Origin of the sequence: Spiroplasma endosymbiont of Polydrusus pterygomalis, from assembly GCF_964030635.1 — a bacterium.
Classification (GTDB): domain Bacteria; phylum Bacillota_I; class Bacilli_A; order Mycoplasmatales; family Mycoplasmataceae; genus Spiroplasma.
Map to the genome: position 1 here is coordinate 728,646 of NZ_OZ034909.1, position 19,736 is coordinate 748,381.

Annotated in this window: 22 protein-coding genes and 1 pseudogene; 15 read left to right on the forward strand and 8 right to left on the reverse strand. The window is 25.3% G+C overall.

Annotated elements, in window-relative coordinates; translation table 4 throughout:
• The first annotated feature begins 89 nt into the window (after positions 1–89).
• Genes ACQH23_RS04685 through ACQH23_RS04705 form a run of 5 tightly spaced genes read left to right on the forward strand, consistent with a single transcriptional unit; the run spans position 90 to position 6,110 of the window.
• Positions 90–1,457, forward strand: a complete 1,368-nt coding sequence (locus ACQH23_RS04685) for a glycine--tRNA ligase (RefSeq protein ID WP_425379107.1) — start codon at positions 90–92, stop codon at positions 1,455–1,457.
• 18 nt (positions 1,458–1,475) lie between these two features.
• Complete coding sequence (dnaG, locus tag ACQH23_RS04690) at positions 1,476–3,347, forward strand: DNA primase (RefSeq protein WP_425379108.1); 1,872 nt, start codon at positions 1,476–1,478, stop codon at positions 3,345–3,347.
• A gap of 5 nt (positions 3,348–3,352) precedes the next feature.
• The gene (locus ACQH23_RS04695; protein ID WP_425379109.1) at positions 3,353–4,690 is read left to right on the forward strand and encodes a sigma-70 family RNA polymerase sigma factor; all 1,338 of its coding nucleotides are present in this window, start codon (positions 3,353–3,355) and stop codon (positions 4,688–4,690) included.
• A gap of 11 nt (positions 4,691–4,701) precedes the next feature.
• Positions 4,702–5,364: a tRNA (adenine(22)-N(1))-methyltransferase gene (locus ACQH23_RS04700; RefSeq protein WP_425379110.1), complete on the forward strand. Its 663-nt coding sequence runs from the start codon at positions 4,702–4,704 to the stop codon at positions 5,362–5,364.
• On the forward strand, positions 5,364–6,110 hold the full coding sequence (locus ACQH23_RS04705; protein WP_425379111.1) for a Nif3-like dinuclear metal center hexameric protein: 747 nt from the start codon (positions 5,364–5,366) through the stop codon (positions 6,108–6,110). Before ACQH23_RS04700 ends, ACQH23_RS04705 begins: the two co-directional genes overlap by 1 nt.
• Before the next feature lie 38 nt (positions 6,111–6,148).
• On the opposite strand, the gene ACQH23_RS04710 is transcribed toward ACQH23_RS04705, so the two are convergent.
• Positions 6,149–6,496, reverse strand: a complete 348-nt coding sequence (locus ACQH23_RS04710) for a hypothetical protein (protein WP_425379112.1) — start codon at positions 6,494–6,496, stop codon at positions 6,149–6,151.
• A 607-nt stretch (positions 6,497–7,103) separates the two neighbouring features.
• On the opposite strand from ACQH23_RS04710, the gene ACQH23_RS04715 reads away from it, so the two are divergent.
• The 8 genes from ACQH23_RS04715 to ACQH23_RS04750 all read left to right on the forward strand — a co-directional run bounded on the left by ACQH23_RS04715 (position 7,104) and on the right by ACQH23_RS04750 (position 10,290).
• Positions 7,104–7,343 (forward strand): hypothetical protein, encoded by a 240-nt coding sequence (locus ACQH23_RS04715; RefSeq protein ID WP_425379113.1) that lies wholly within the window; start codon positions 7,104–7,106, stop codon positions 7,341–7,343.
• A 515-nt stretch (positions 7,344–7,858) separates the two neighbouring features.
• Positions 7,859–8,176: a hypothetical protein gene (locus ACQH23_RS04720; protein WP_425379114.1), complete on the forward strand. Its 318-nt coding sequence runs from the start codon at positions 7,859–7,861 to the stop codon at positions 8,174–8,176.
• 9 nt (positions 8,177–8,185) lie between these two features.
• A complete protein-coding gene (locus tag ACQH23_RS04725; RefSeq protein WP_425377995.1) occupies positions 8,186–8,353 on the forward strand; it encodes a hypothetical protein in 168 nt (55 codons plus the stop codon).
• A 13-nt stretch (positions 8,354–8,366) separates the two neighbouring features.
• A complete protein-coding gene (locus ACQH23_RS04730; RefSeq protein ID WP_425379115.1) occupies positions 8,367–8,657 on the forward strand; it encodes a hypothetical protein in 291 nt (96 codons plus the stop codon).
• Entirely contained in the window at positions 8,650–8,796 is a 147-nt protein-coding gene (locus tag ACQH23_RS04735; protein WP_425377993.1) for a hypothetical protein, read from the forward strand. The genes ACQH23_RS04730 and ACQH23_RS04735 overlap by 8 nt, the downstream gene beginning before the upstream one ends.
• Positions 8,797–8,798: 2 nt before the next feature.
• Positions 8,799–9,206, forward strand: a complete 408-nt coding sequence (locus ACQH23_RS04740; RefSeq protein ID WP_425379116.1) for a hypothetical protein — start codon at positions 8,799–8,801, stop codon at positions 9,204–9,206.
• Positions 9,207–9,309: 103 nt separating this feature from the next.
• Positions 9,310–9,660 (forward strand): hypothetical protein, encoded by a 351-nt coding sequence (locus tag ACQH23_RS04745; RefSeq protein WP_425379117.1) that lies wholly within the window; start codon positions 9,310–9,312, stop codon positions 9,658–9,660.
• A 216-nt stretch (positions 9,661–9,876) separates the two neighbouring features.
• Positions 9,877–10,290 (forward strand): hypothetical protein, encoded by a 414-nt coding sequence (locus tag ACQH23_RS04750; RefSeq protein WP_425379118.1) that lies wholly within the window; start codon positions 9,877–9,879, stop codon positions 10,288–10,290.
• A gap of 319 nt (positions 10,291–10,609) precedes the next feature.
• On the opposite strand, the gene ACQH23_RS04755 is transcribed toward ACQH23_RS04750, so the two are convergent.
• The 6 genes and pseudogenes from ACQH23_RS04755 to ACQH23_RS04780 all read right to left on the reverse strand — a co-directional run bounded on the left by ACQH23_RS04755 (position 10,610) and on the right by ACQH23_RS04780 (position 15,389).
• Positions 10,610–10,942 (reverse strand): lipoprotein, encoded by a 333-nt coding sequence (locus ACQH23_RS04755; RefSeq protein ID WP_425379119.1) that lies wholly within the window; start codon positions 10,940–10,942, stop codon positions 10,610–10,612.
• Between the two features lie 94 nt (positions 10,943–11,036).
• Complete coding sequence (locus tag ACQH23_RS04760) at positions 11,037–11,858, reverse strand: hypothetical protein (RefSeq protein ID WP_425379120.1); 822 nt, start codon at positions 11,856–11,858, stop codon at positions 11,037–11,039.
• Between the two features lie 51 nt (positions 11,859–11,909).
• Positions 11,910–12,833: a hypothetical protein gene (locus tag ACQH23_RS04765; protein ID WP_425379121.1), complete on the reverse strand. Its 924-nt coding sequence runs from the start codon at positions 12,831–12,833 to the stop codon at positions 11,910–11,912.
• A 54-nt stretch (positions 12,834–12,887) separates the two neighbouring features.
• Entirely contained in the window at positions 12,888–13,331 is a 444-nt protein-coding gene (locus tag ACQH23_RS04770; RefSeq protein ID WP_425379122.1) for an ankyrin repeat domain-containing protein, read from the reverse strand.
• Between the two features lie 15 nt (positions 13,332–13,346).
• Positions 13,347–13,475: pseudogene (locus tag ACQH23_RS04775) on the reverse strand (ankyrin repeat domain-containing protein); the annotation flags it as partial.
• Between the two features lie 15 nt (positions 13,476–13,490).
• On the reverse strand, positions 13,491–15,389 hold the full coding sequence (locus ACQH23_RS04780; protein WP_425379123.1) for a ribosome-inactivating family protein: 1,899 nt from the start codon (positions 15,387–15,389) through the stop codon (positions 13,491–13,493).
• A gap of 988 nt (positions 15,390–16,377) precedes the next feature.
• On the opposite strand from ACQH23_RS04780, the gene ACQH23_RS04785 reads away from it, so the two are divergent.
• Together ACQH23_RS04785 and ACQH23_RS04790 are read left to right on the forward strand one after the other, a co-directional pair.
• Positions 16,378–17,712, forward strand: a complete 1,335-nt coding sequence (locus tag ACQH23_RS04785) for an Mbov_0401 family ICE element transposase-like protein (RefSeq protein WP_425379124.1) — start codon at positions 16,378–16,380, stop codon at positions 17,710–17,712.
• A 332-nt stretch (positions 17,713–18,044) separates the two neighbouring features.
• Positions 18,045–19,118: a hypothetical protein gene (locus tag ACQH23_RS04790; protein ID WP_425379125.1), complete on the forward strand. Its 1,074-nt coding sequence runs from the start codon at positions 18,045–18,047 to the stop codon at positions 19,116–19,118.
• A gap of 27 nt (positions 19,119–19,145) precedes the next feature.
• Here ACQH23_RS04790 and ACQH23_RS04795 read toward each other — a convergent pair whose 3' ends face one another.
• The gene (locus ACQH23_RS04795) at positions 19,146–19,691 is read right to left on the reverse strand and encodes a lipoprotein (RefSeq protein ID WP_425378732.1); all 546 of its coding nucleotides are present in this window, start codon (positions 19,689–19,691) and stop codon (positions 19,146–19,148) included.
• Between the last annotated feature and the right edge of the window lie 45 nt (positions 19,692–19,736).

The window sequence follows — 19,736 nt, forward strand, 5'->3', positions numbered from 1 at the left end:
GCAACGCAATCTTCTACAAAATTAAAGATTTATTTTAAAGAATAACATAGTATAATTGAGGTTAGAGAAATAAGAAGGAGTTACAATTAATGCAATATACACTAGAGGAAGTTGTTAATCATTTAAAAACACAAGGTTTTGTTTTCCAAGGCAGTGAAATTTATGGTGGTTTAGCAAATAGTTGAGATTTTGGACCATTGGGAATTGAATTAGAACGAAATTTAAAAAAATTGTGATGACAACATTTTATTACTAAGTCAAAATATAATGTTGGTCTTGATAGTTCGATTTTAATGAACAATAGTGTGTGAAAAGCTTCTGGTCATCTGGGTAATTTTGCTGATCCATTATTAGATTGTAAAAAATGTAAAACGCGAATGCGAGCTGATAAACTAATTGAAGATAATTATCCGAAACTTAATTGTGGGGGTTGAAACAATGAACAATTATCAGCTTTTATTGCTGAAAAAAAGATTTCTTGTCCAAATTGTGGAGTGCATGATTTTACGGATATTCGTCAATTTGAATTAATGTTTAAAACAAACCAGGGTGTGATTAAAGATGAAAAATCAGTTGTTTATTTACGACCAGAAACAGCCCAAGGAATTTTTGTTAATTTTAAAAATGTTCAACGTTCATTACGAAAAAAATTGCCTTTTGGAATTGGCCAAATTGGTAAGTCATTCCGAAATGAAATTACTCCAGGAAATTTTATTTTTCGAACACGTGAATTTGAACAAATGGAATTAGAGTTTTTTTATGATAGTAAGGAAAAGATTGATTGATTTGAATACTGAGTTCAAGAAGTAACGAAATTTTTAACATTAATTAATTTAAAGGCTGAAAACTACCTTTTCCGCGAGCATGATGCTAGTGAATTAGCTCATTATGCTAAACGCACAATTGATGTTGAATATAAATTTCCATTTGGAACGGGTGAACTATGGGGGATTGCCGATCGTGGCGATTATGATTTACGTCGTCATAGTGAAATGAGTAAACAGGATTTAACATATTTAAATCAAGAAACAAATGAAAAAATTTTACCGCATGTTATTGAACCATCAGTTGGTGTTGGCCGCTTGATGTTAGCAGTTTTATATGATGCTTATCATGTTGAAAAAGTTAGTGATAATGAGACAAGAGTTGTGTTAAAATTAAGTCCCTTATTAGCACCATATCAGATTGCGGTTATTCCATTAAGCAAACAATTAAACAAAACGGCATATCAGTTGTATGAAGAATTATTAATGTGTTTTCAATGTACCTATGATAAAACGGGAAATATTGGTAAACGTTATCGTCGCCAAGATGCTATTGGGACACCATTTTGTGTAACGTTTGATTTTGAATCAGCGACAGACCAGAAAGTTACCGTCCGAAATCGAGATACAATGCAACAAGAACGTGTTGCAATTGTTAATTTAGAGAATTATTTCACAGCAGTATTAAAATAATTAAAAGGAGTGAAAGGTATGGCATTAATTAGTAATGAGAAAATTAATTTAATTAGATCAAAAGTAAATATTGTTACAGTAACGTCCGAGTATTTATCGCTTGAAAAACGGGGCCGCAATTATTGAGCGGTTTGTCCTTTTCATCAAGATTCCCACCCTTCAATGAGTATTTCACCAGAAAAACAAATTTATCGTTGTTTTGCTTGTTCGGCGGGGGGGAATGTTTTTACTTTTTTACAAGAATATGAAAATATTAGTTTTATTGAAGCTTTAAAAAAGATTGCGGTGATGGCAAATATTTCGTTAGATGAATTAATTGTTTATCAAGAAAAACCAAAATACGATGCAACAGATCAGTTAATTTTTGAAATTAATGCCCTAGCAAGATCTTACTTTAGTAATAATTTAGCAACAAAAAAAGCCCATGCGGCAAAAGAATATTTAACCCAGCGGAATATTAATAATAATGAAATTGAATTATTTCAAATTGGGTATGCGGAAAGCAGGTTTGATCATTTGTATCCTTTTTTAATTAAAAAAGGATACACAATTAATGATATTCAGCAAACAGGATTAATTGCAATTAGGAATGATAAAGTATATGATTATTTTAATGAGCGAATAATGTTTCCAATTAAGAATGAAGATAATCATATTATTGGGTTTTCTGGACGAATAATTGGTAGCACCAGCCAGGTTGCAAAATATCTTAATACGCCCGAAACGAAAGTATTTAAAAAAGAACAACTAATGTATAATATCCATCGGGCAAAACCTTTTATTCGCCAACATAATAATCTAATTTTATTAGAAGGATATATGGATGTTATTAGCTTAGAAAAGTTAAATATTAAAAATACGGTTGCTTTAATGGGTATTAATTTAAGTGAGTACCACTTAAAGGAAATTAAAAAAATAACGCCGGAGTGTTTAGTTTTTTTAGATGGAGATAAAGCCGGGATTAATGCCAGCTTAAAAGCCGCGGCGAAATTATTAAGTAATAAGGTCAAAGTTAAGATTGTCTTAAATGAAACTCAGCAAGATCCTGATGAATTAGTTAATAGTGGGCAGGGTGAATTAATTCGGACAATGTTCCGCTGGGCGGAACATCCAATTAATTTTGCGCTGGATTATTTTCAAAATAAATTTAATTTACAAGTTGCCAATGAATTAGAGAAATTTATTAATATTGTTGTCCCCTTAATTAAAGCGAGTCCTGACCCGCTTGAACAAGAATTAGCGATTAATAATTTAGTTACAATAACCGGAATTTCAAAAGCAACAATTACAACAAAAATTGAACAAATTAAAAAATATCAAAAAGGACCTTTAAATTCGCCAATACGACCACCAACAAGGGAAGATAATAACCAGCCGCTGCGCTCACCAGCAAAGGTAAATTCAGCGCCGCTCAATACCATTATTATTCAAAATACCAAATATAAAATTAAAAATTTAAAACGATATATTTTAGCTGAAGAAAAAATGTTATTACAATTACTTGCTTCGCGAAAAGCAGCAGATTTTTATCAAAGAAAAATTGGAAATTTAAATTTTGATGGTTATCGTTTGCTAGCAAACGATATAATTACTTATTATAATGGACATTTAGGGGTAGAAAATGTTAAAATTAATATGCTGTGTGAAGAAATAAATGATCCTACTTTAAAAAAAATGTTACTGGATATTATTAATAAATCAACGATTAAAATTAAATATAATAAGAAAGAATTAGAAGACTATGCGCTTTTAATTGATGATTTTGCTAATGAAAAAGAGATTGCAATGTTATGAAATAAATTAGAAAAAGCAAATAATCTGATTGAACAACAAGCAATTTCAATGGAAATTGATAATATGAATCAACGATTAAAATTTAAAAAGGGGTAGAGAGAATGAGATTATCAAAAAAAGAAGTCAGAGATATGAAATCTTTTGATGAATTTAAAGAATATATTGGTAAATATTTAGAAGAAAATAACAATGAAATTGAACAAGAAAAGTTAATAACTTTAATTAACGATCATTTTGAATTGGATGATAATGATGTTGAAGAATACTTTGATGAATTAATCATCAATGGGGTGGAATTTATTGATGTTAATTTAAAGGAAATTGAAGAAGCAGAAACTGTTGAGTTAGATAAAGTAGTCAAAAAAGAAGTCAATGAGAAATTGCGTTATAAAGTTGGTGGAATTTCGAATGAAACAAAAATTCAAGATATTATTAAAGCATACTTTAATATTCTAGGAACAAGTAAGATTTTAACGCGAGAAGAAGAAATTAAATATGCCAAAATGTTAGAATCAACTGATCCGGAGGAAAGACACTTTGGTCGGGATAAATTAATTACTTCTAACTTAAAGTTAGTTGTTTCTGTTGCCCGAAAACATTTAAACCGGGGATTAGATTTTTCTGATTTAATTGAAGAAGGGAACATTGGGTTAATGAAAGCCGTTGATAAGTTTGATTATAAGCGTGGTTTTAAATTTTCGACTTATGCAACTTGATGAATTCGCCAAGCTACAACGCGAGCAATTGCTGATCAAGCGCGAACAATTCGAATTCCTGTTCATATGGTTGAAACAATTAATAAATTAACAAGAATTGAACGACAATTAACGCAAGAATTAGGGCGTGAACCAAGTTACAATGAAATTGCCGAAAAAATGGGGCAAGGAATGGTTGGTGAAAAAGTTCGTGAAATTAAAAGATTATCAATTGAACCAGTGTCATTAGAGAAACCAATTGGTGATGAAGATGACACTCATTTTGGTGATTTTGTCGATGATAAAGATGTTTTTACCCCCGATGAATACGCCGAAAAAGAATCATTACGGGAAGTAATTGATGAAGTTTTTCATGAAATTTTATCAGCACGCGAAGAAAAAGTAATTAGAATGCGTTTTGGATTGTTACCAACAAAATTACGAACAGTTTTACGATTAGCAAAGGAATGTGAAGATGAAACCTTTCCGGAGTTAGTACAAACAGTTAAAGCCCTTGATATTCACTATGACACACCAATTGAAAAAGTTCAGAGTCAAAAGAATGATTTAATTGATAAACATTTATCGAAATATGATTCACCAAAGACGTTAGAAGAAGTGGGGAAAGAATTTAAAGTTACCCGCGAACGAATTCGTCAAATTGAAGCGAAAACAATTCGTAAGTTTAAACCAAATCAAGCTAATTCAAAAGCAAAAGTATTAAAAGATTTTTTCAAAGGATAGGGGTCTTAAAAATGGATAGATTGTCAGAACGTTTATTATTAATTGCCAAACAAGTTAATGATAAAGATATTATTTGCGATATTGGAACAGACCATGCGATGATTCCAATTTATTTAGCGAAAGGAAATTTAATTACCAAAGCTTATGCTTGCGATATTGCCGAACAACCACTAGTTCAAGCGAAAAAGAATATTGCAAAATATCAAGTTGAAGAAATTATTACCCCAATTTTAGCCGATGGATTAATGGGCCTTGTTAACATTAAAATTGATTCATGTATTATTTCGGGCTTAGGAAGTGAGACAATTTTAGGCATTCTTCAACAAGATTCTGATTTAATTGATCGTTATATTTTATGTCCAAATTATGACCCGATGTTATTACGGACATGAATTAAAAAACAAAAGTATTTTATTGAAAAAGAGTTATTATTGAAAGAAAATAATCTGATTTATGAAATTATTGTTGTCAATAAAGTTGCCGGGCGCAAAGTTAAAAATCAAAAAGATATTTTCTTTGGTACATGGTTACGAAAAGAAGCGCATCAACTTTTTCAAGAAAAATGATTATTAAAAAATGATTATTATTTAACATTGTTAAATCAAATTCCGCTTAAAACTGAGCACCATAAGAAAATTAAGACAAAATTAAAAATGATTAATAAGGTGATATAATGTTAATTAAAAAAATATATCAAGAAATTGAAACTGATTTTTCCTTGAAAGCAGTTTGCAAATGAGATTATAGTGGCCATCAGTATGGTCGTACGAATCATTTTACCACAAAAATTATCGTTAGTTTAGATTTAACAAGTGAAGTTATTAACACCGCCATTGCTAAAAAGGCGAATGTGATTATTACGCATCATCCCTTTTTTTTTGGCAAGAAAAAAACAATCCGTCGAATCCCATATAAACAAAAAATAATTAACTTATTGACCGAACATCAAATTACGGTCTATGCTGTTCATACGAATTATGATGGTTTAATGAATGAATTAATTTTACAAGAATTAAATTCGGCTAAAATCGTTCCTTTTAAGGGGGATGATTTAACAAAAGTTGGGTATGTAACATTAACTGCGGATGAAATTATTGCAAAGTTAAAAACAATTTTTAACATCGCAACCGTTCAACATAATTTAACAACACTAGCACAACCGATTACAACTGTTGCGTTAGCCGCTGGGGCGGCCGGGAATGTTATTGCGAAAATTACGAAAGATGTTGATCTTTTTATTACGGGAGAAATAAAATGAGATCAATGAATCTTAGCGAACGAGCAGCAATTATCTGTTGTTTGTTTTAACCATTATATGGAAGATTTTTTTACTACAGCGTTTACGGGCTATCTAACTCGTAAGTTTCCAACTTTAACAATTATTCCTTATCATATAAAAAATATTATTAACTATCGTTAATAATATTTTTTATATTTGTTCTAAATACCGAATTATTTTTAATTGAATAAGGCTTGGTGTTGAGGGCCCTCGGCGGTAACAGCGACACAAGTTTTATTTTCTAATAAAGCAGGCTCAATGTCATTTTTATAATTAATGCGGTATGATTTAATGCCAATTTGTTCACCCATTGTAACGAGTTTTAAAATATTGCTACTGCGTTCGTCATCAACAACTAGTAAGAGGTCAATGGCTGTTGAATCTAAACTTAAAACAGCATTTTGGCGTTCTAACGTGGCATTGCATAAATCATTTTTAAAAGTAATTTCATTGGGAACAAGGCTTTTAATTTTTTCAACAATTGCTTCAATGTCAATTTTGGAAAGGGTTGTTTGGTTAGTGATCAAAATTTTTTTGTTGGATCAAGTTTTGGCAAGATTAGATCAACTTCGGCGGCCGTGGTAACAATATTCATATCCGGAATCAATGCTAACATGGCTTTTGTTTCTGGATGAAAGTGTTTTCCAATAAAAATAATTTGATAATCTGGCTTTGTTAAATATTATTTAATTAATAGACTTCTTACGATACTAAGATAATCATTGCAGATTAATTCATAAAGAAAAAATACAAATAGGAATTTATACTGCAATGTTTCTTTTAACTGAGATATATAAATAAAAATTTTTCTAGATTATTATTAATATGGCATCGTGTACGACGAACCTCCAAAAAACAAATCTTGTTAAATAAAAAGGGTTGTTTTTTTATTTGTAAACCCATAATTATTAATTAATTCAGAGAAAGGGCAGCATCTTAAATTCTTAAAATAGAAACTTTTTATCGCAACTTTTTCATTAACTTAAAGTTGTTTACACATTTATTAAATATCTTATAAATCTTTACAAAGTGTACCTTTTTTTCTCCAATTTTAAGGTGTTGTCCTTTCTCTGTTTTAGTTAATTAATTTGGCTAATAAATGAAAAAACTTAATATTAAAGGAAGGAGTAAGTAATGGAAATTAATACGCAACAAACAATATGTGATGTTGATAATTGCTATAAATCAATATCATTTATTACCGAAGAATTTTTATCAAATAAATTTTTATGAACTTGTGAAAAACATAAAGATTTATTAAATCGTACAAAAGATAAAAAACAAACGCGGTTTTATAAAAAATTAGAAAATTCAAAAATTATCTTTGATTGAGAAACTGGTTCTTTTAAACTTTGATTTTATAAAACAACTTAATGCAGTGTGGGACGGTTATTTTAAATAACTAAGTGCTTCCATAAGAACATGAGTTTAAGCTCATTCCCACAGCCAGCCGAGGCAAGTACTGAAATAGTGTATGAGGAAATATGTAAATCGGCGCTGGTTTATTAGAACTAAGCGATAGTCGTGATAAGTGCAAGGTCAACATCGAACGACAATAAAAATAGAGATGGCCACTTTATAAATAAATTTGCGATATATATTGTCCCATAGAGGATGGCAGCGGTTCTACAAACCACAAAGCCAGCATTAGGCTCTTCAAGGTGCAAGTGAATTTATTTTAAAAACTGAACGCTTTGACCTGAAATGGTGCGGATGAAGAGAGAGAATTCTCTGGCTTTACCTCATAAAAACAACTGTCTATTATCTAATAATAAACAAATATTAAATATATTATCGCCACCGCTCACCCCCAGTGAAGCGGATGGCGTAGTAAATAAATAGATAAATACTTATATAACTAATTCTCGCTTTGGCACTTTCACTTGGGAGTGAGTGCCAGCGAATTAAAAATAGGAGGAAATATAATGGAATATAAAAGTTTGTATATTAATAAAACTTGAAATGAAATAACAACATTATTTGATTGAGTGAATTGTCAACCTGTTAATTGTCATATTTCTCATCATAAAAATCATTATGATTTGCAATGTTTAGAATGGGCAAAAATGTATTTAAATTTATTTGAAGATAAATGAGACGTTATTGCTTCTTATATGCAACATTACAAAATTAACGATATTTTAGATTTAGCATCAGATGGTTGAAAAATATTACAAATTGATAAAAAAATCAATCAAATAATTTAGGAGGTTTACATGAAAAAGTTAAATAAAATTTGTCTTAAACAAAGATATTGAGGTTATTGTTTTCATAAAGAATGCAATAAAGAAAATAAATTGAATGAATTAATGCTTAAAAGTTATTCAGTATCACAAGAAGATATTACGGATGAACATTGAGCATTAAACAATAAAAATAATTAGGAGGAATAAGAAAATGTCATATTGTATTAGTGATTACTTAAATGAAAAATGAATTAATAATAACGCATTAAAAATTAGTAATAAAGATATTATTTATGCACAAATTGATAGTGACTATGATATTAGTTGAGAATTAAATTTATATCTTAAATTTGGTAATGAAGAGCGACATGTAGGTAATATTTCATTGCCAAAAGATTTTGATTTAAATTTAAAATGATATGAAATTGATGAGGTTAAAAGTTTAATAGATGATTATTTAGAAGATGAAGAAGCAGACTACGAAGTGATAAATTATGAATAATATGTGAAAAGATGAAAGTGGTTATGTTTATAGCGAAGAAGATTTATTTAATATCGCATTAGAAGAATGTTATTCAGAAGAGACTGCTTACGAATATATTGATAATTTAATAAGTGAAATGGATTTGGAGGAAATTTAATTATGGCAGATTTAAAGTTAAATAATCAAATTAAAAATATTACCTATCCATTTTATTTAAAAGGTAATGATTTTAAAGAATTAAGTTTAAAAGCATTACCGATTAAAAATTGAATTGATAATCACGGTAAAGAATTAGCAGAGTTTATCTATCGTCATCTTAATCATTATGCATTAAATGGTTATCAAGATATACATTTAAAAGATATACCCAGTGCTATTAGTAAAATTGATTTTGTTTTTAGAGAACCATTAGAATTAATAAAAGATTTTAAAGATGAAGTAAATCGAATTAGAGTTAATATTATTAATGTATTATGTAAATTCAAGCAGCAAATTCTGTCTCTTGTTATTATCATACTAACAAGAGACAGAATTTGCTGCTTGAATTTACATAATACAAATTACTAATTAAATTAAAAGATAAAATTAAAAAAGAATGTGATCAATTAGATGATGAAAAAATAGAAACAATAATAAAAAATGATGATGGCACAAAATAAAGGAAATAAAAATGGGAATTAGAAAAATAACATTTGATAACGGCGATATTGTTTTAGCAAAAGATCAAGCAATATTATATGATTTATTACTAAAACAACAAACAAAAACACTTTTACCCAATGGCGAAACTATACACCAAAATTCAACTGGTTTTTTAATCCAAAATGAAAGTGAAAAATTAAAATATACATATAAAATAACAAACAATGGTGTTGAATTAACTTTTAACCCCCAATTATATTTAAGTGTTTGTGGCCGTATTATTAAATTTGAAAAAGATACAAAATATCTTTTTAATTGAAATGATATAGAAAATAATGAAACTTATTATATTGTAATTAAAGTGGATTTAAATAAATAAGTAAAATTAATAAATGGTGAATTAAAAGAATTTGGCAATCCCGTTGAAGTAAAATTAATTAACATAAAATAAAAATTAATTCAAGACAATTTAAATCAAAAACCCAAAGATGGTATTTATGAATTTCCATTAATAAGTTTTATAAAACAGTATAATCCAGATAATAGTTGAGAAATTAAAACCAAAGATGAAAGTACATATTTATTACCACTTTTAATGGAATCAAGTCATAACCCATCAAAACTATTGATAATAACCCAAAAAATAGAAGAAGAAAAAGAACTATTACAAGAAAAACAAAAACAAGTAAAAGATATTAAAAATTATTTAACAAATTTAGAATATAGAAAAACACAAGAATTAAAAGAACTTGAAACATATATTAAAAATAGCAGTGTTTATATTTGAGAACATTTAAAATTAATATCAAGTGTTTTAGGAGAAGGAGATACTGAAAAATGATACTTTGGTATTTTTAAAAAAAATAATAAATGAAATATTATTAAGTGAAAGGGTAATCAAGAATTTTTTTCATATTATTATGATAAAGTTTATCGTTGAGAAGGTGATGGTGAGCCAAATAACAATATGATTAAAATCAATGAAAAAACAGGCGAAATTATAAAATAAATATATATTATATGGTTATTTATTATTTTAAATAAATACAATTTTTTGTTTTTAAATGTTATTTATTTTAAATTTCTTAATAAAATCGATGCTATCTAATTAATTATGTCTAGATAATTTTTAAGCACCCCTTATAAAAAAGAGAACAAAAAAATTATAAAAAATCAAATTATTTTCTAGAAGTAAAATTTGATTACAGACTGAATTTAATTTAATTAACTTTATACAGAGAATTATGGACAGTTCCATAAAAACAAAAAAATAGTTAATTAAAAAATTTAATTAACTATTTCATTAGTGTCTTAAATTCAAACAAAAACTAATTTCATTTTATAATTTCGCCTGTTTTTTCATTGATTTTAATCATATTGTTATTTGGCTCACCATCACCTTCTCAACGATAAACTTTATCATAATAATATGAAAAAAATTCTTGATTACCCTTTCACTTAATAATATTTCATTTATTATTTTTTTTAAAAATACCAAAGTATCATTTTTCAGTATCTCCTTCTCCTAAAACACTTGATATTAATTTTAAATAACTTCCTTGTGACGGTTTTTCTGCTTTACTATTATCACAAGCAATTAAATTACTACTTCCGCTAGTAATTAAACTAATTGTTCCTAAAATACTTAATATTTTTTTCATTTTTCTATTCATCTTCAATTATAAAATAACTACCAACAGTATTTGTAATAATTTTTCAACCATGGTTAGGATTAGATAAAAAATGATTATTTATTTATTGAAAATGATTGTAAAGAATATTGATTAAATAATCAATATCATGATTAGTAATTGATCCGCCTCAACCACTATGATCTTCTCTGTGAAAATTAGTAATTTCTGATTTGATTTTATTTTTAAATTTTTGATAATTATTTGAATTTTCTTGATAAATTTGTTTAATTTTATTTCATTCATTAATATTAATGTCTAATTTTAATTGATCACGAGCTAAAAATTTATAGTATTTTTCAATTTCATTATATTGATTGTGCGATTCATGTTTAACTGTTGTATGATCAGAATTAATTCATCAAAGTATCCCTGTTATAGCAATTGCTAAGCCCGCAATCACCAATGATAAACCTAAAGTTTCGAGAGATAAAGCTGTGGCAGCACTAGCTTCAACAGTAATTGTTTCTGCAGCTGCCAAACCTTCTGTTGTACTAGCTGATAAAAGCGGGGTCATTTCTATTGCTTCTGTACCTGCTGTGGATGCGGCATTAACACCAGTGGTTACAGAACTAGAAACAGTTATTTTTGCTCCTACACCAATCATTCCTGCTCCAAATGCTTGTGTACCAATCATTTTTAATTTATTTTTAAAAGCTTTTTTATCATTTCCAGATAAATTTTGATAATGTTGATTAATTTCATCTAATTTTTGTTGTTTTTCTTCTTTTGAAAGAGTGTTGTATTTATTTATTGCATTTTTAGTTGTTGTTTCTTGTGAATTTGTAATATTTGTTTTTATTGATTTATTTACAGTTACATTTATACCATTACTGTTGCTAGTAGATCCGTCCTCTATATTTGTTTCGTTTCGTTCATTTAGCAAAGCGAAATTGTAATGGTTCCCATTAACATGAAATATATTTATGGTATTACTTTAATTTTGATTAATTGGTTGATAAGGACTGTCATTATTTACACTAATATTAACATTTAAAAGATTACTCATTGCCATTATTTCTGGAGTACCACCTCATGAATTATTTTCTCTCATTCTTTCTAAATAATTAACATCAATTTCATTATTTTCTTGAATAAGATTTCTAAATGTTAATTCACTACCATGATTTGAAATTGTATCTAAATTTCTTTCAATATAATCAACAACGTGATTACGAAAAACATTTGTGACTAAATTAATTGCTGTTTGGTCTTCATATAATAATTGATTTAAATCTCTATTATTTTCTAAATTATATTGTTTTAATAAGTTTTGAATAAGTTGCAAATATTTTAAATTTTCTTTGCCAAATAACTTGATAAATCGATTTTTAAATTCTTGATTACTATTTCTTACTTGCAATAAATATTCTGTTGCCACAGATCAAAACAAACAACTACCGTATGCCGGCACATCATATCTTTGATTTTCGCTATTTGGTATTTTACTTTCAACAGGATTTGTATTACTGATAACAGAATTATCACCACTAGAATCTTGTTTTGTTGCATAGTTATTTTCTTTTTCTCTAGCACTATCACTATTACCATTAAAATTAGCAGGAGCTTTGTTTTGGATTTCACCTTTAATTTCTTCTTGTTTATCAATGATAAATGTTACTTTCATTGGATCACCATTATAAACACCATAATCAGTTAATTCAATAATTGCAGTAGTGTCATTAATGCTATCTTCTTGTATTTTAACTTGATTAATATCTAAATTATAATTTAATTCTCTAACACGATTTAAAATTGTCTGCTCAGTATTATCTAATATTTCTCCTAAATCACAATTTGTAATAACATCTGACAATTCAACTTTTAATAATGTTTCTAAATCTTTTTTAGCTTCTTTCAAAATATTATTAATTTTTATTTTTTGTTGTTCATTTTTAGTTTCTTTTAATTGTTCTTATAATTTTTTTATTTTATTTTTTAATTCAATAAATTTTTCTAAAAGTTCTTTAATTTTTTTATCATCTGTTCTTGATGTACCTTCTATGGGAGTAGCGCCACCTTTAGTTCTTGCATTAATATCAGCACGATTCGCAAGTAATAATTTAACAATATTAATATGGTTTTTTTGTACAGCAACATGTAGGGGAGTAGCTCAATCATTAGTTATTGCATTTATATTGACTTTGTTTTCAATTAATAATTTAACAATGTTTTCATTACCCCTGTCTGCCGCATAATGCAAAGGAGTAGCACCATTATTGGATGTTGAATTTATATTAGCTTTATTGTAAAGTAATAATTTAACAACATCTAAATGACCATTCGCTGATGCAGCATGTAAAGGGGTGGTGCCTCCATTTATTTTGGCTATTTCGGTTTTAGCTCCTTTTTCAAGCAATAATTGAACAATATCAATATAATTATTTTCTGCCGCAACATTTAGGGCAGTAATGCCATCTTTATTTATTGCATTAACATCAACGCCTTTTGCAAGTAATAATTTAATAATATCAATATTATTATTTTCTGCTGCAACACATAAGAGATTGCCACCGTTTTAATTTTTTACATTGATAATTTCGGGTTTTTTAAATAAAATTAAATTAAAAATATCTAAATTATTTTGCAAAATTATTTGTTTCATAATTATAAATTCTTTATTTAATTCAACAAATTGAAATCCAATAATATGTTTTTGCTTTCTTTCTTTTTGTTCTTCAATTGTTTTTTCATTTATTTTAAAAATTTTTTTAAAATAATCTAAGAATATTATTTCTGCTTCTTTTTTAAATTCTTTTGTTTCATTTTGATAATTTTCTTTTAAAAAGCTTTCAAACATTTCATTAAAGTCAGGTTCAATAATTATTTTTTCTCAATTTTGTTTTTGATATATTTGTCTTTCTAAAATTTCATTTAGTTTTTTTAAATTTTTTGAAATTGAAATAAATTTAGAAACAATAATTCCAATTTTTAAATCTTGAAAAATTTTCTTTCTTTCTTCTTCTAAACATTTACTAGATGCCTTTCATCCGCCAATTAATTGTTTATAATAATCTTTTCATTGAATTTCATCATTATTTACAGAATTAATAATATTTTGAATATCCTCTTGAATATTTTTAAATTCAACTTGGTTTCCATCTTTTTCATAATTAAAAAATTTAATATAAGAACCAAATCTCATTGCCTCACTTGTAATAAAAATAACTTTCGTTAAGTCATTTTTTGTTGTTTGATTTTGATTACTTTCATTATCAAGAAACGATAAATTTGTAATTGCATTATTTAAATTTTTTTTAGTAATATCAATATTTTGATTAACGGTATTTAAACCTTTATCTTGATAAGAACCATTATAATTTAACTTATTTTTGTTGCTTTCATTTGTTGAATATTTTTTTATTATTTCTTCATTTATTTTATTTTCTTTTATTTTTTTATGTTCAATTGTATTTATATTACTTTCAATATTTGAAGCTATTTTGTTAAATACATTATCTCATTGATATTTTTTTATATTTTCTTCATATTCTTTTTTAATTTCTGATTTTCCTTTTTTTAATAAATTTAGAGCATTTTGTCTTATTTTTTGAATTTTTTGATAAATATTTCAAAATGGTTTAAATTCTAATATTTTTTGTTTTATTTCATCATCTTGGCAACTTTCTTCAATTTTAGTAAATGAATTATTTTGGATAAGTCTTATAATTTTTTTATTTTCTTCACTATTTTCTTGATTCAATTTTGGTTTTGATTCATCTTTAAATTTATCAATTTCTTTAATTTTATTTTTAGTTTCATCGTTTAAACTTAAAGAATTAAATTTTCCCTCCAAAATTTTTCATTCATTTAACTGGTTTTCAATTTTCTTTTTTTCTTTATTTCATTGCTCAAGACTTTTTTCTTCTTTAAAATAAAAATATTGCTTTTGATTATTAATAAATCCTTGTAAGTAAAAATTATCTAAATTAATTATTAATTTTATTTCATTATTATCTTTATTTTTTAAAGTTAAAACCAAAATTCTTATTTTATTTGCATCAAATTTTCTTAATTCTAAAATTTTTTCTAATTTTTCAATAATTTTAATATTAGATTCTCGTTCATTTCTTTTATCTTGTGTTTCAAAATAATCTGTTCTAACAATCCCTTCATTATTTATCATTCTTAACGGATCAAGTTGATTATTTTTAATAAGTTCTTTTAAAATTTTTTGAATATTATCAGAATAATTTTCGTTTAAAATAATTTCTTTTTCAATAATGTCAAATTCACTATCTGAAGTTGTTGATAATTCAGAGTTTTTATCATCTTGCATTTTTGGAGTAGTTGAAATATTTTCGTTATTTTGTCTTTTTTTAATATTGTGTTTTATATTTGGTGCTGTTGCAATTACTGATGGTATTGCATTACAAGTTATCACAATTGTTCCTAATAATCCTAAAAGTTTTTTCATATTATTTATTTATTTCACTTTCTTATCTTGAAACTTTTTATCAAGATCTTATTGACATTATATATATATATATATATATACAAGCACTTTTAGAATTATTTTAGAAATATCGGAAAATTGGAATGATTATTATTGTAATTATTATTGTAATAACAAGCATTGGGTTCGCGGTGATTTTTGGGCGTGTTTTTTTGTATTTTTCATATAAAATAACTCCCTGATATGGATTTTAAAATATGTAAATTGTAAATGTAAATGCAACACTTTTTGAACTGTAAAATCAAGCTTTTTAAATTTTTAAAGATTTATTATAAAAATTAAATCAAAAATATATTTTATTTTATGGGTTATTTTCTTTAATTAATTACTAAAATTACTATTAAGTTTAAAAATAAGGAGTTTTAATCTAAATAATAAAGTGTTGCATTTGGTTTACAATATACAATAATTAAAAATAGTAAATTATTTTAATTATTTATTTGACATTATATTTTATTGACGGTATCATCGTCACGTAAATTAAAGCGAAGGGAGTAAATATATGAAAATTAATGATTTAAAAATAAAAAAAATCAATGACTAAAATGAAAAAGGCTATTTTAATGTTGAAAAAAATTATAATAAGGTTAAAGACTCCATATCAATTTCTATAACAGTTAATAATATTGATGATGCTATTGAATTTTTGGAAATAAGTAAAAAAATAGTTTAATTAAACTATTTTTATTTTAAATATAAAATACTAAAAAGTAATTAATGTTATTTATTTTTTAACTTCTATTTATTTTATTTCCCATGCATAGGGAGATAACCATAGCTGTTTGTTTTAATAAAAATTAAGATAGTTAATAATATTAATTATCATCCCCTTTACAAGGTTATTATTAATCTTGTTTTTTTATTAAAATTAAGTTTGACAAATATTTAAAGTGGGGTTAGTGTGTGGGCATTATTAATTTATAAATAAAAAGAAAAGAGGGCAAAATAAATGATAAATATTGATAATAACTTTTTTAACAACTTTAATATTTTATTAGATAAACAAAGTGTTGATTTGATTAAACAAAATTTAGAAAATTATGATGAATTAATTTTTAAAAATTATAAGAATGATGAAAGTTTAAAAAAATATAAAGTAAAAGATAAAATTAAAAGAACAGTAATAATTTTAAAAGGAAAAATAACTTTTAAAAGAAGAAGATATTATAAAATTAATCCAGAAACAGGTAAAGAAGAATATATTTTTCTTTTAGATTTAATTGTTGGAATTGAAAAATGAAAAAGAGTAACTAATGATGTTAAAGAAAAAATATTATCATTTATTACTGAGAAAAAAAGATATAAGGATATTTTAGATACTATGGAAAATGTAAAAATTAGTTTAATGACAATATCTAATATTATGAAAAATGTAAAAACAGATGAAGAATATTACATTAATAAAACTAATAAAAAAATAGATATTCCGCATACTTTATATATTCAAATGGACGGTACTTATTTGAAAATGTTAGATGCAACAAAACAAGGAAGAAAAAAGATAAAAAAACACACGATAGTATCTACTGTACATACTGGATATGATGAAGAAAAATATACTGTAAAAAGACCTGTAATTGCAAATAAATTAGGTGTTTTTGAAATGGATAATATTCCAGATTATCTTAAAAAAGAAGCAAATTTAAAACCAGTTCTTATAAAATTATTTACTTTAATTGAAGCTCATTACAACCTGACACCCAATATTGAAATTATGATTTTAGGCGATGGTGCATTATGAATTAAAAATACTAAAAATTTTATGCATCAATATTTTCCTAAAAATAAAATTCACCATACAATAGATAAATTTCATCTTACAAGTAGATTTAAAAAATTATATCCATTTCAAAATAAAAATAAGGAAAATAGAGAAACATATCATAAAGCCGTTGATTATTTTTATAATGCTAAATATGAAGAATTATTACAATGCTTAGAAGATAGTAAATCTTTTATAAGTGATTCTAAATTAGATTTTTTGAATAAAACTATTACATTAATTAAAAATAATGAAGAAGGTGTTAAAAATCAAACACTATGAAATAATGTTGGTTGTCATATGGAAGGTGATATTTCTCATTATTGAAAAGGCACTATGATCAAAAAAGCCATTTATAGTGAAAAAACTATTATAAATAAATTAAATGCTAATATGATGGGATTAAAAAATAGAATTGATTTATTTAATAGTAATGAACAACTATTAGAAGAAAATAGAATTAATTATTCAGTTAATAATTTTGTAAATAATAATTTACAACCAAACTTATATTTTTATTAGTTTTATATAAGAAATTAAATAATTTTAATAAAAATGTATTTTTATTGTGGAAAAATTTAAAAAAATACAAAAATATATTGACAATAAAATTAAAAGTAATATAATTTGGTTAAGTAAGTGGTATATTATTCCACAATTTCTAAGGTATTAATTTAAAACCCCAAAATAATTTATACGACCAACAATTAAATCAAAAAACTAACCGAATTTATTTAATTAATGAACTTACAACAGCAGTAGATGCTCAAACACCAGTTAGTGACGGTGAAGAAGATAATGATTGTGAATTCTTACAAACACCAGATGGGACAAATTGTAGTTATATTATTGATATGTTTTCAATACAATCATTATATAAAGGTAATTTTGAAATTATCTTTTATGCTGATAACCCATATACCAATAATGAAGAAGATTATTTAAGATTATCAGTATGGAGTTTTCGTGGAAAAACAAAAAGTACATTAAATAATTATTTACGAGATATGACAACTAATTATAAAACCAGTTTCTTATTACCACATGATTATGAAATACCAACCTTTAATTATCCACAATATGTATTACCACCAGTGCCATATAACTATAAACCTTATACAAAAGATATATGAGGTGCTAATACAGCACAACCATTAAAAACTAAAATTACCGCACCAGCACAATGTACTTCAACTTGGTCATTATTAAATGATGGTATTAATTTATTTAATAATAATTATTATAACGCTTATTATGATATTGAAATTGATTTAAAACAAATTGACCCAACAATTCAAAGTATTGATAAATTTCAAGATGCTTATAAAACGATTGAAATAAGTAATATGGGTAATTTACAAGTTGAATGTGGACCACCAAAGATAGAAAATTTTATTCATAATAGAAAAGTAAATTTATTATCTGGATATAATTCTATTTGTGACGGTGGTTTTGGTTTATTGTCTAAAATAACTTTAAAAAAAGAAGGATTATCACAAACTGATAATGTTAATTTTCCAAATATTTTTACAATAGACACAAAAGAAATAACTAATGATATTAAAACTCTTGATATTTTTAAAACTAATGGTTTACCAAAAGAAAAATATGAAGAATATTACACACCAGGTATAAAGGTTGGTAATGTATCATTTTTATTACAAATAACATCATTGTTTAACAAAGTTAGCAATAAAATTAAAGAAACATATTTACAAGAATATTATACAAATGATATGAAATTAAAAATTATATTTTCAAAAAAAATAATTCCTTTTTTATCTGGTGATTATATTAATTTTCATCAACAAAGAATTAAACGTTTTGGTAATGATAAAGAAATTATATTAGATGTTTCTAACCCAAATGTCTTGGGAATTAGAAATAAAAGTAATAACCCCATTAAAATAACTATTAAACCAAGATAAAAAATAGGGATAAAACCCTATTTTTTATTAATCTTTAACTTTTATATTGTTTTTATCATCTAAAACTAAATCAGGTTCTGGTTTATCTAATGAATTTCAACGATAAACTGATTTAAAATAATCATCATTTATTTTTTGTCAAATATGATTATTTTGTTTTATTTTTCCTTGTTTTTCATCCTCAACAATAAATAAGATTATATTTTTATTGTCTTTTATGTCATAAGGAATATCCTTATTTAAACATAAACTTCAATTATTTATATTAGTAATTTTAATTAAATCATCTACTTTTTTATCATTCTTAAATTTAGTAATTACCAATTTAACATTTTTATTTTCTCTTCATACTACATAATAATATTTATTATCAACATTATTAAATGATTTTTCTTGTGGTGATATTCATTCTAAATTGTCTCTAATAGTTTGGTTTTTTGTATCTATTTTATGTTTTTCTTTTTCTGTTTTTAATTCATCCTCAATATATTGTGGTGTATTACAAGCAACTAAACTTGTTGTACTTGTTCCTATTAAAGTGATTGATCATAAAATATTTAGTATTTTTTTCATATTTATCCTTTCTTTTTTATATAATTTTATTTGTTAATTTAATTA